Origin of the sequence: Acinetobacter sp. SWAC5, assembly GCF_003419885.1 — a bacterium.
Lineage (GTDB): Bacteria > Pseudomonadota > Gammaproteobacteria > Pseudomonadales > Moraxellaceae > Acinetobacter > Acinetobacter cumulans.
In genome coordinates this window covers 51206-63867 of sequence record NZ_QUWR01000001.1, presented here as the reverse complement: position 1 = coordinate 63867, position 12662 = coordinate 51206, and the positions used below count along the sequence as shown (strand labels likewise).

Below are 12662 nucleotides of genomic sequence, written 5' to 3'. Positions count from 1 at the left end.
AAACATCCTATTACTTGTTAGACCACTTGCCAGTCTGTAAATCAAGCACAAGATTATTCACTGCTTCACGTACGGCTAAATCTAAAACTTTACCATTTAAAGTTGAGTCATAAGATGCAGTAGAACCAAAGCCAAGGACTTCTCTCTCACTTAATGCATACTCACCTGCACCTTGTACAGAGTGCACAATTTCAGCCGTTTTTACATCAACGACATTTAAGTTAACTTTTGCATAAGCAATTTGAGTTTTCCCTCGACCGAGCACACCAAAGAGTTGGTGATCACCAACTTCTTTACGACCAAACTCAGACACGTCACCAGTTAATACAAATCGCGCCCCCTTAATTGATTGCGCTGATTTGCTAAAACCTGATTCTTGCTGAAGTTCAGATAAGTTATCGCGGTTTAAAACAGAGAAATAACCTGTTTGCTGAAGATGCGTTTCTAAAATCGTTTTTGCTTGACCACCTAAACGGTCAACATTGTCTGAAAAGATACCACGCATATAGCTCGAACGGTTATCAAATTTACCAATAGATACTGGTGTTTTAACACCTGTATATTTTACCGTTGCCGTAGCTGCAGTTACTTGTGGTGCTTGAAGCGTTCTTGATGTTTCAGTGGTCGAACATGCACTTAATGTTAAACCCATGAAAACTATGCTTGCTAAAAACTTATATGACATTATATCCCTCTGATTTTTTTATAAAACGCGAATAGATCATAGCAATATTACGTAAAAATAACAGTATTTCTGTATTTCTGCAGATGACTTAAGCTGTACTGTTCATTACCTAAAATGTTGTTGTTTTTCTGAGTGTTGATTTATTTCATTGAGCAAAACAGCCATAAAATTGGATATGTCATTTAAATTTTTGTTTGTATTTGCGCTTCTTGTTTTTTAAAAATGCGGTTGTATGAAGCAATAAAAAGCCCCTATCACTAGAGGCTTTAAAACAACACAACATACTTAGTTCAGAATTACATCCCAAATAATATAACCTAGACCAAAGCCAAGCAGTGAATACGTCACCAGAATAAAAAACACAAAACTTGCGTTATTTTTCTTTCTCCAAAAGCTCATACCATCATCCAAAGCTATACAGATACACACCATCATAAAGGCAATAGCAACAAATTGGAAATATATGTAAGATATTAATTTATAAAACTTTATTAAAAAATAAATTTCAGTTTAATGCCCAAAAATCAATATACAGATTTGCAATATTTTATATATACAGATGAGTCATAAGTGGCAATCTTAACGCCGATCAATAAACTCAACATAACCACGCCCCTGCGCTTTTAACTGTTGGAACTCCCCCGTCCACTGATAAGAGCTCACATATCCTGCGGCCAAGCCATAACACATAGGCGTATCCATAACCGCCACAATATCCAACACTTTTACACCTTCATGATGTGCCGTCCAGCAGAACGACTGTGGTACTTCCATCGCATGGCCATCGGGTGTAATCATAGGCTCTGTTTTAGATGCAATTACTTCAAAATACGCATGATCATATTGAATAGAAGTTCCGTCGATATGACGGTAATTCACCGAAGTATAGGCAGGCTGACCAGCAAATCCGACAAAGGCCAAGACCAACTGTTCTTCGGCATTTAAGTTAATCACCTGATAAGAAAACGACGTTAAAGGCAAACTTATATCCTGTAAGCCTAAAGCCTTGGGCAACATCGAAACCGATGCCGATTTAAAATGTTCTAACGTGCATAAACCACTGACTTCCACGCTATGTCCCTGTTGGCTAATCGTGCCGTCATAGCGCATAAGCAAACTAAAATGTTGATACCAACGACTATGTGCAAACCATGTCAACGCTGTTGTAGGCGTTAAGCTTAAATCCACTTTTAAATCATCTAAGGCCGACACCAAACGGTAAATGCCCGCCTCTTCATAAAGTGATGCATCCTTAGCAAAATCAACTCGAAATGGCGATTGCTGAAATTTTAAATCTTGTGAAACTGAATACATTCGAAATGCTTCAGCTTGAGTCGACAGCGCTGTGCTATGTACCAAAGTTGCTGTGTCTGTAGGCGAATAGGCCGACAATTTGGCTGAGGCTTGCGTGATCTGCGCACCTGGCTCAGCAATGACCGAGGCAAAGGAAAGATAACGATATGGTTCAGGCAAGTCAGGAATCATCACGCCATAATGACTACTGCCAAACTGAGCATGAAATAAATGTGCATCAAAATTAAAGTCACGCGGGAGGCTTGCTTGCTGTTCAGGACGGACAGCACCTAAAATTGGTGTGAGGCCTTGCCCAAGCTGATAATTGAATAACTGACGGAGCGTATTTTGTTGCGGTTTACTTTTTAATAATGAAAGCATATATCGCTCTAGGGAGAATAAGATGCTTCCAAATTACGGGCTAAATCTAGACTTGTTCATAGCCAATAAGGCCTGACAAATGTGTTTTGAGGTCACACAGCATAAATTGTCAGACAATTTTTTAGCGTAAAAATAGACTTATTTCATACCAAAAATTAGCTTTAAACCAAGTACAGTCATTATAGCACCAGCTGCGCGGTCAAAGCCTGCTTTAAATTTCAGATAGATACGGCGTGGCTTTTCTGCAGAAAGCGCAACTGCCACCAAAGAGCACCAACCTGCATCAATAAAAAAGCACAGCAGAGGCAACACAAAATAAAAATAGGTTGGAATTTCTTTGGGTAAAAGTGCTGTAAAAATACTGGCCAAAACAATGGCAATTTTAGGGTTTGACAGCTGGGTAATTAAGCCCGTGGTAAAAGCTCTGCGTAAAGACATTTGTGCTGTAACATCTTGCCCTGCATCAATCGGTTCTTTGGCATGTTTAATAATTTTAAATGCCATCCAAAGCAAATATAAACCACCACAAATTTTTAAGGCCAAATATGCAGACGGCACTGCCAATAAAAAGGCTTGTAAACCAAGCACGGCCAATAAAGCAAAAATAGCGGCGCCTAGTCCTGTGCCAAGTGCTGTAAATAAGCCATGCTGACGTGAAATCGCAATTGAGTTTTTAGCCACATAGATCGAGGTTGGCCCTGGGCTCATTGCTCCTAATAATAAAGCAGCAGCAATTGAACCTAAAATCCACAATGATTCCACAGCACTTCTCGTCTAAAAAATTCGTCCTAATTTTAGCGGGATCATCACTGAATTTCTCACTATTTATTTCGCTACATACGCAAATTGACCGTATAAATCACTAGAAGATGAAAAAAACAGCGAATCATTCATCAGTTTTAAGCCTTCAGTAGATGGATTAAACGGCACATATAAAAAAAGCCCTACGTTGATGTATGGCTTTTTTTAATCGCTTATTCTGCTTTGTAGTGTTTGAACATCTATTTAATAACGATCATCATCTTGTGCACTTGCTTCATTTAACGCGAGTTCATCTTTTGGACTTCTATAATCACGTTCATTGACAGGAACTCCGCCAATAATCATGGTTCGCGCTTCAGTTTGAGGTTTACTCAAATCCTCTTTGGACTCGCAGGCAGTGAGGTTCATCACTATGCCGACCAGTATGACTGTGCTGAATTTCTGGCACATCGCCACGGATAATTTTGTCATGTTATCCCCTCTATCATTATTGTTGTTATTTTCAGCATAGCATTATTATTCAAAGATGCATCCCCTTTTTATCGTATATATTCAGGCTGTTTTGGGGAGATCAATGTGCTTAGAGCATCTGAAAACTACACGCGACAATCCAATCCCATGCTGAATGAATACAATAAACTGATTTATCTTAAATATATAATTTTATTTATTTTTTATAAAAAATTACTCGCTAAACAACACGTTCCTTAAAAATTTTCATCTGGTTATAAGCAGTACACAGCCGATCTTTCGCTGTGGCCACATGATTTACTCTTACAATTTGCAACAATTTAGAATATTTACAACGGACATTTTTGTCCGTTAAATAACACTATAAATATACATTTACTTTAGAACTTATTATGTCTTTACGCCAAGAACGTGCCACCCAAAACCGTGAAGAGCTTTTGGCAGCAGCCATTCGTATTTTTCGTATGCATGGCATCAATGCTCCATTACAACTGATCATTGATGATGCTCAAGTGGGACGGGCAACGTTTTATCGTAATTTTTCAGATCGTCGTGAGTTGGTCTTGGCATTGATGGAGCAAGCCCTCAATCGTTTAGAGTATCGAGCGCGTCAGCATGCGCAATATCAAGATGGCTTTATTCGACTCATTTACGACCATATTCATAATATTCCTTATCTTACCGCGCTAATGGAATACTGGCGTGTCATCGACCGCCATGACCCTGCAATGGTACAAATTTACCAACGTCGTGACAGCATTTTACAACCGCTGATTGATACAGCAATTCAACATGGACTTTGTCGTACTGACTTTAGTACCCAAGATTATGCCATGGTAACGTCGATCCTTCGCTCTGCACTACAAGGCTACACCCATGCCGAACAAGAACAATTAGCCACCCGTGCAGTTGAATTATTACTCAATGGTATACGTGCTTAGGTCACTTCACTATGAGCCAGCCACCGCGTCTTTTAGAACCTGCTCCCGATTGGACTGCCGAAGAGAAACCCACTCTACCTGGGTCTCCCGCGGCCATTGCACACCCCACTTATAAGCGCTATTTATACTTCTGCATTGGGCTTTTTGTTGCTCTTTCGGGCAGCTTAAGTAATGGTTTTATTACCGCGAATTTGCCTCTAATCCAAGGTGAATATGGCCTAACACCTTCTGAAGTGGCATGGATTCCCGCAGCCTATGTCATGGCCAATGTCAGCTCAAACCTGATTTTATTTAAAGCCCGCCAACAATACGGACTAAGGCTATTTTCGGAAATTGGTCTGGTGGCCTTTATTGCAGTTTTAATTTTACATTTGTTTGTTCATACCTTTGAAATGGCTGTATTTGTACGCATTGTCAGTGGTTTGGTGGCAGCCCCGCTTAGCTCATTAGGCATGTATTACATTATGCAGGCCTTTTCGCGAGTCAATTTTGGTCGTGGTCTGTATTTAGCACTGGGCTTTCAGCAATTGGGCATCCCTTTGGCATGGATCATGTCGCCTTATTTGGTCGATGTAAATGATTGGGCGCTGTTATATACCTTCGAGTTGGGCTTAGCACTGTGCTGTTTGGCCATGGTCGTTTCGCTCAAACTCCCACGTAGCCTACGTATTGCCGTCTTTGAATTTCAAGACATCTTTACCTTTGTGCTTTTGGCAACTGGCTTTGCATGCTTATGTGTCGTGCTAACCCAAGGGCCTATTTTGTGGTGGCAAAATGCCGAATGGCTGGCCTATTTACTCATCACCGCCTTGGTGCTGATCTGTGTCGGCTTGTGCTATGAACATTATCGCGTCAACCCTCTGATTATTACGCGCTGGCTGAGTACCTCGGCTACAGTGCGTTTTATTATTGGCGCATTTGCCATTCGTTTTTTAATGTCCGAACAAAGCTATGCTGCTGTTAATTTCTTAAAAACGATGGGCATGGGCCCAGACCAATTTGTGACTTTTTATGCCGTCATTATGGCGGGCATTGTATTGGGTACCTTATTTAGCGCCCTTACCTTTTCTCGTGAAAAAATGGTGCTCCATTTATTGGCTGCTGTATTTCTCATTCTAATTGCCAGTGCTTTAGACCATCATTTAACCGTAGATGTCCGTCCAGAAAATTTTTACCGTAGTCAGTTTTTGGTCGGTTTTGCCAGTGGCATGTTTATTGGTCCCTTATTGCTCACAGGCATTATTAGTGCTTTGCAAAAAGGCCCTAGCCACATGGTAACCTTTATTGTTTTATTTTCTGCCAGTCAAACTTTTGGTGGCTTAGTTGGATCGTCATTTTATTCTAGCTACCAGCAAATGCGTACACAGCATTATCAAGCGGAAATTATGAATGATTTACCCCTCACCAGCCCACAAGTTGAACAACGGCTAGAAACTTATAATCGTAGTGCACATATTTACACCCTTGACCCGCAATTACAGCAAAATCAAGCCTTACGTACGCTTAATCAAGCGGTCACCAAGGAAGCCCAAGTACGTGCTTATAATGATGTCATTTTTCTCAATCAAATTTTTGCAGTGATGCTGTTTTTTTGGGGGCTATATACGATTGGCATCAACCGTTACCGTAATTATCGTGCGCTTAAACATGTGCAAAACAATACCAGCTAAAGCACAGCAAATACGTACCCTCATTAAAAATCACGATACCGATTGAAATTTAGCGCATATAGAGAATTTTCATGTCAGAACAAGAAAAGCCGACTACACCTACTCCAACGACCACACCTGCACCTGTGGCTACACCCAGTAGTAAATTAATACCAACCGATAAACGTGTGTTGGTACTGATGTTTTTTGTATTGTTAGTCGGGATCAGCTTAATTTTATGGGCATGGAAGCTTGGGCCTTTTCATAGCAGTATTGAGTCGACTGAAAATAGCTATGTCAAAGGTAAAACCACAGTGCTCTCTTCACAGATTAATGGTTATGTGAAAGATGTATTAGTCACTGACTTTGAAGTGGTCAAAAAGGGTCAACCTTTAATGCATATTGATGCCACAACCTATAATCAAAAAGTCACTCAAGCACAATCAGGCATTGATCAGGCCGAAAATAGTTTGGCCAATCAAAGCCAAACCATTCAACAACGTAAGGCGGATATTATCGCCGCACAAGCCAAAGCAGATCAGGCTGAAGCCAGCTATATGCTGTCACTCAACCAATTAAAACGCTATCAACAATTAGGTGACTCAGGTGCCACCTCTAAAACAGAACAAGACAAAGCCAATGCTGATGTCAAAAATAACCTTGCGCTACTACATCAAGCTGAAGCCAATGTATTGGTTGCAGAAGAAGCCCTAAAAACAGCACAAGTTGCGCAAACAGGTTTAAAAGCCCAAGTGAGCAGTGCTCAAGCGCAGTTTGATCAAGCCGTGACCACCAAAGACTACAGCATCATTTCTGCCCCAATGGATGGTCAGCTCGGTGAAGTCAGCCCACGTGTTGGCCAATATGTTGCTGCAGGCACACAGTTGATGTATCTCATTCCTGAGCAGCGCTGGGTTACGGCTAACTTTAAAGAAACACAAATTGCGCACATGAAAATTGGTCAAAAGGCTTGGTTTAGCGTCGATGCACTGAATCATCAACACTTCACAGGCAAAGTCTCACGCATTTCACCAGCAACAGGTTCTGAATTTAGCGTATTAAAACCCGACAATACCACGGGCAATTTTACCAAGGTGGTCCAACGGATTGCAGTGCGTATTGAAATTGATCCCAATCAAACAGACTTTGCCCGTTTACGCCCAGGTATGTCGGTTGTCACCTCTGTCGACACCGCATCTGAAGGCACTCATTAAGAGGTGAGTGCCGATGTTAGCAATCGTCGGACTACACAGAATCTATTACAATAGTCATGATTTTTGTTCAGTCCACCTTTGCTATGTTTGATGCCATTGCCCATACCATACAAGATCAAATGCTGAATTTGCATGGCGTACAAGTCAGCTTAAGACGATTAGATTTGGTACATCCACAAATCTCAGGCAATAAGTTTTTTAAACTCAAATACAATTTTCTAGAAGCACAGCAGCAAGGCTATCGCAAAATTTTGACCTTTGGTGGCGCCTATTCCAACCATATTGCAGCCACGAGCTATGCTGCCCAGCAATTTGGCTTCCAAAGTATTGGCATCATTCGAGGGGAAGAGCTTAAAACCAAAGCGCTTAATCCTACCTTAGCGAGTGCTACACAATTTGGTATGCAATTACATTTTGTCAGTCGTGAAGACTATCGACGTAAACAAAACCCAGACTATTTGGCACAGCTACAACAACAATTTCCAGACTGTTATATCATCCCCGAAGGAGGCACAAATGATTTGGCCATTCGGGGCTGCACAGAGATATTAAAACCAAGCGATCAACAGTTTGACCTGATCTGCTGTGCTGTGGGTACAGGTGGCACGATGACAGGGCTCATTGAAGCCAGCCTTTCACAGCAGCAGATTTTGGGCTTTTCAGCCTTAAAAGGCCTGTTTTTAAATGATGATGTCGCCCAACTTACCCGTAAACGAAATTGGAAGATTATCGACACCTACTGCTGTGGTGGTTATGCCAAAACTACGCCTGAACTCTTGCAATTTATGCAAGACTTTGAAGCCATGCACGACATTCCTTTAGAGCAGGTCTATACAGCGAAAATGATGCTGGGTATAGAGCACATGATTTTGCAAGGCGAAATTAGCCCTGAGCAACGGGTTCTTGCGCTCCATACAGGTGGCTTACAGGGAAAAATCAAAACAGATTCAGGCAAGACATCTGTGGCACCTTAATAAGGCGATCCTCCCCCCCTGCAATCCCATACAAAGTTTGTGATTTAAAATTTTCTAGATAGATCCGATGGTCTTGGACTGTCCAATATCTACTAAATTTAAATCACTTAGCCACCTTCTGCTTTAGCATATTGCATTGCAGCCATTTGAATCTGCCCTTAAAACGCTAAACAACATTCGGCTTCTGCCTAAAATTGTCTATAATGCTGTGCTTTTCTGTTCCATTGAGTTTGCCATGTCTTCAAATCACTATGATGTTTTAGTTTTAGGTGCAGGTGCATCGGGTTTAATGACAGCATATATGGCAGCTCAACGTGGCCGTAAAGTGGTGGTGGTCGAAAAAGCCAATAAAGTCGGCAAAAAAATTCTCATGTCGGGCGGTGGTAAATGTAACTTTACCAACCTGTATGTCGAGCCTGAAAACTTTATTTCACACAATCCACATTTTGTGATTTCTGCTTTAACGCGTTATACCAATTGGGACTTCATTGGCATGGTGTGCGAATACGGCATCGAATATGAAGAGCGCAAACATGGCCAGCTTTTTACCTTAAATGGCGCTAAAGAAATTTTGGCAATGCTATTGGCAGAATGCGAAAAAACAGGCTTGGTCGACATTAAAACCAACTGTGAAGTAAAAGCAGTCAACGCTTTAGAATCACAGGGCTTCCAAGTTGCAACTTCACTGGGCTACTTTGAAGTCGAATCTGTGGTAGTGGCCTCTGGTGGTTTGTCTATTCCTACCTTAGGTGGCTCTGGCATTGGTTATGACATTGCCAAGCAATTTGGTCATCATGTTTATCCTACACGCGCAGGCTTGGTTCCGTTTATGTTTTCGGACAGCTTTAAAGAAGTCACCACGCGCTTAAGTGGTAATGCCGTTGAAGCAACGTTGTCTAACGATTTAAATAGCTTTACTGAAGCCCTGCTCTTTACCCATCGCGGTTTGAGTGGACCAAGCTCGCTACAACTGTCAAATTATTGGGATGCAGGTCAAAGCTTTAAAATCGATTTTTTACCTAGCCTAGATTTACTTGATTTTTTAAAGTCGAAAAAGCAAAACCAAGCCAAAGTTCTACTGCGTACTTTATTGGTTGAGCATTTACCTAAAAGCGTGGTGACTGAATTACAAAACTTGATTTGGTTAGAACAAGCCGACACGGCAATTGGCAATATCAGTGATGATAAGCTGGAACAAATCGCACAGCGCTTATCTGCATTTGAGGTAAAACCATCAGGAACTGAGGGCTACCGTACCGCAGAGGTAACACTAGGTGGTGTAGATACCACTGAAGTTTCATCCAAAACCATGGAAAGTAAAAAACAGAAAGGCCTGTATTTTGTGGGTGAAATTTTAGATGTTACTGGTCACTTGGGTGGCTTTAATTTCCAATGGGCATGGTCATCAGCACATGCAGCCTCAGAGTATGTTTAATGCTCAGCTCATTTCAAGCTTAAAATAAAAGAGGCTGTTGATATCAACAGCCTCTTTTTATATATGCATTTTAAATATTGCGAGTACTTATTCTAAGTAATCCGTTTTAAACAATTGTACATGTTGACTGTTGTCCATACGATCAATCGTACGATCCATTTTAGCCACAGCATGTTGAATATGACTTGGTGTTGCAACTGTGTTTGACGTGATGAAATTGAATACTTTATGCATCATTTGGAATACCCCCATTATTTTAACTCCGTTTATATAATTGAAAGCATAATTCATGCCTGTTTCAATCCGATGAAAACGACGGCGTCTCTTTTATTATTTATGCTTCAATGTATTCACTAAAATATCAAAATAAGATTAAATTTCAATCATTATTTTTTACTTCTTGTTCATTTTCAACTTGTTCTGTCACTGGTTGTTGTTTTTCTTTGCGCTTTTTTTGTGCAAATATAAATTGATATGCACTAGCAAGAAACCCAATAGTAATGCCAGCAATCACAATAGGCGCAAAAAATTTATTTGGGGCTTTCTTAGACATTCTTTTTACCTTTTTTCGTATATAAATTTAACTTGATTTCATGAAAATAACCACTCTAAAGTGGTTATTTTCAGTCTATTTGTACAGGTTATTTTAGGTCATTCTGGTGTATCCGTTGGAGGTGGCGTAATAATTGGCTTTTGTGGTGCGACTAATTGCGCTTTCACATCCGTCGGTTTTTCAGCTTCTTTTTTGGCTTTATCTAACAAATCAGACAATAAGCGCTCTGCAGGTTGACGTCCACCTAAACCAAAGGCCAAAGCAAATGCAACGGCAACGGCGCCCAATGTTAGGCCAAAAGCCAAATTCACAATCGAATCTGCAATGCCCATCGCACGTAGACCCATCGCGACAACCAAGCCCATAATCAATACACGGACTAGATTAGCTAACCAACGCGAACTATTGTACTCCCCACGTTGTACGACATTTGCCACAACATTTGCCAGCCAAAAACCAATCACTAAGATTACAGCACCGAGCAAGATATTGGCACCAAAGTGAATAAACATGGCAATTAAGTCACTGATTTGTGCAAAGCCCAAACGGTTAGCCGCTTCGGATACTGCAAACAGCATGGTAAAGAATACAATCAGATAACCCACAATATCAGACAGTTTCGTGTTTCCTAAAAAGCGCTGTAAGTCCACTTTTGCTGGTACGTTATCTACACCTGTACCCGCTAGAACTTCAGAAACTAAACGTGCCACCAAACGTGATACGACATAAGCCAAAATTAAAATTAGGCCTGCTGCAATAATATTGGGAATGGCATACATCACTTCGTGCAACATTGCAGTCGCTGGTTGCGAAATCGCATCAATGCCTAAAGCTTCAAATGCCACAATTAATGCAGTGAAGATAATAATGGCAAATACAAATGAGCCCAGTAAACGTGCCACATTGCCATTTTTAAACAAGCCCAGTTTTTCAGCTTGTTGTTGTATGCTCAAACTGCTGACCAGACCTTCGACAATTCCACGCACAATTTTTGCCAAGATGTAACCTACGAAGATAATCACGCCGGCAATAAACAGATTTGGTAAATATGAAACGGCTTCATTCACCATATTTTGTACAGGATACAGCAAGCCATTCAGACCTAAAATCGACAGCACAATCGGTAAAAATAGCAATAAAATCAGCCAATATACGATATTACTGATATTTTCACTCAGTGGGCTCACACCAACATCGGAGCTGAGTTTTTCATCTAGTTGTGTTTTATCTAATAGTTTTTGGGAACCGACTTTGACCAAATTGGCCACAATCCAGCCAATAAATCCAACAGCCAATGTCGCTAAAAGCTGAGGAACAAAAAGCAGGAACTGCTGAATCATATTACTAAATGGACCACTAATACTGTTCAAATTCAGCACATTTAATGCGCCAATGACAGCAATTACCAAGATAATCCAAAATACAATCCGAGACACAATACTTTCGATATTTGAGCGATGACCTGTTGCATTGGACAATTTGTCATTGGTGCCAATTTTTTGCAAAAGCTTTTTAATTGCCCCTGCAACCAATAAAGCAACAATCCAACCAATTAATAAAATAGCCACTGCACTTAAAATTGGATGGAACTGATCCCAGTAATACATTGCATCGAACTGCCCATTTGGGCGATTAAGATATTGATTCATTTTGTTTGGCCCTCTTTATTGCTAGAAATCATGTCGTAACACGCTTTAATACTTGTTGTACGAGGTCTTTATATCTGTGACACAGTTATCTTTTTATATAACCTTTAAACATTAAGATTTGTTCACTTTCTAAACAATAGTTAAATGCATAACTACAACAAAAGAGCACAGAGCATTGCAAAAGACCCAGCACATGGGCTGGGTCTTGGATTTAAAAATTATGTATATTAGAGACTTAAATCATATACTCATAACATGAGTGATCAGGTTTTATTGAAGTAGATCACGTTGTAATCCACCTTAAACACAGATGCTCAACTTCACTGTAGAAACCTATACTTTTTGATTGCTTCTCGCCTAATTCAAGTAATAAAGCTTAAGCAAACTGAATCAAATGGTTTATTTAATATTTAATTTCAACATTTTAAATATTGAAAACATACTGAGGATCGAACGCTTTTTAGCTAGGGTTTCATCCCAGCAAACATATACAATAATAAAGCAAGTAAGAAAAATCCCACTAACATCAAAATATAGACAGGCAATTTTTCTTTATGTTGTATGTCTGCTCGACTCAAACTAAAAGGTGGTTTTTTAAAATCATGCATCATAATCTTTACACCTTGTGTCCTTTGACTCTTTTATTTTAACAAGC

At 40.2% G+C, this 12662-nt stretch carries 11 protein-coding genes and 1 pseudogene; 5 read left to right on the top strand and 7 right to left on the bottom strand.

Annotated elements, in window-relative coordinates; translation table 11 throughout:
- Positions 1 to 10: 10 nt before the first annotated feature.
- From DYI81_RS00325 to DYI81_RS00310, 4 genes are all read right to left on the bottom strand, one after another.
- Positions 11 to 652, bottom strand: a complete 642-nt coding sequence (locus DYI81_RS00325; RefSeq protein ID WP_106985960.1) for a CsgG/HfaB family protein — start codon at positions 650 to 652, stop codon at positions 11 to 13.
- A 612-nt stretch (positions 653 to 1264) separates the two neighbouring features.
- Positions 1265 to 2359 carry a DUF6670 family protein gene (locus tag DYI81_RS00320; RefSeq protein ID WP_117006383.1) on the bottom strand — a complete coding sequence of 365 codons (1095 nt, stop codon included), beginning with the start codon at positions 2357 to 2359 and terminating at the stop codon, positions 1265 to 1267.
- A 138-nt stretch (positions 2360 to 2497) separates the two neighbouring features.
- Complete coding sequence (locus DYI81_RS00315) at positions 2498 to 3121, bottom strand: LysE family translocator (protein ID WP_117006382.1); 624 nt, start codon at positions 3119 to 3121, stop codon at positions 2498 to 2500.
- A gap of 243 nt (positions 3122 to 3364) precedes the next feature.
- The gene (locus DYI81_RS00310) at positions 3365 to 3592 is read right to left on the bottom strand and encodes an NF038215 family lipoprotein (RefSeq protein WP_227865858.1); all 228 of its coding nucleotides are present in this window, start codon (positions 3590 to 3592) and stop codon (positions 3365 to 3367) included.
- A gap of 392 nt (positions 3593 to 3984) precedes the next feature.
- Between DYI81_RS00310 and DYI81_RS00305 the strand changes: the two genes are divergently transcribed.
- The 5 genes from DYI81_RS00305 to DYI81_RS00285 all read left to right on the top strand — a co-directional run bounded on the left by DYI81_RS00305 (position 3985) and on the right by DYI81_RS00285 (position 9805).
- On the top strand, positions 3985 to 4533 hold the full coding sequence (locus tag DYI81_RS00305) for a TetR/AcrR family transcriptional regulator (RefSeq protein WP_117006381.1): 549 nt from the start codon (positions 3985 to 3987) through the stop codon (positions 4531 to 4533).
- An 11-nt stretch (positions 4534 to 4544) separates the two neighbouring features.
- A complete protein-coding gene (locus DYI81_RS00300; protein ID WP_117006380.1) occupies positions 4545 to 6203 on the top strand; it encodes an MFS transporter in 1659 nt (552 codons plus the stop codon).
- Between the two features lie 71 nt (positions 6204 to 6274).
- Positions 6275 to 7396, top strand: coding sequence for an HlyD family secretion protein (locus DYI81_RS00295; RefSeq protein WP_117006379.1), 1122 nt, complete (start codon positions 6275 to 6277; stop codon positions 7394 to 7396).
- Between the two features lie 83 nt (positions 7397 to 7479).
- Positions 7480 to 8370: a pyridoxal-phosphate dependent enzyme gene (locus DYI81_RS00290; RefSeq protein ID WP_117006519.1), complete on the top strand. Its 891-nt coding sequence runs from the start codon at positions 7480 to 7482 to the stop codon at positions 8368 to 8370.
- Positions 8371 to 8605: 235 nt separating this feature from the next.
- On the top strand, positions 8606 to 9805 hold the full coding sequence (locus tag DYI81_RS00285; RefSeq protein ID WP_106985971.1) for an NAD(P)/FAD-dependent oxidoreductase: 1200 nt from the start codon (positions 8606 to 8608) through the stop codon (positions 9803 to 9805).
- A gap of 87 nt (positions 9806 to 9892) precedes the next feature.
- On the opposite strand, the gene DYI81_RS17885 is transcribed toward DYI81_RS00285, so the two are convergent.
- From DYI81_RS17885 to DYI81_RS00280, 3 genes and pseudogenes are all read right to left on the bottom strand, one after another.
- Entirely contained in the window at positions 9893 to 10042 is a 150-nt protein-coding gene (locus DYI81_RS17885) for a hypothetical protein (RefSeq protein ID WP_171356279.1), read from the bottom strand.
- A 142-nt stretch (positions 10043 to 10184) separates the two neighbouring features.
- The gene (locus tag DYI81_RS17880) at positions 10185 to 10358 is read right to left on the bottom strand and encodes a hypothetical protein (RefSeq protein WP_165382494.1); all 174 of its coding nucleotides are present in this window, start codon (positions 10356 to 10358) and stop codon (positions 10185 to 10187) included.
- A 173-nt stretch (positions 10359 to 10531) separates the two neighbouring features.
- A pseudogene (locus DYI81_RS00280) lies at positions 10532 to 12007 on the bottom strand (mechanosensitive ion channel); the annotation flags it as partial.
- Positions 12008 to 12662: the final 655 nt, after the last annotated feature.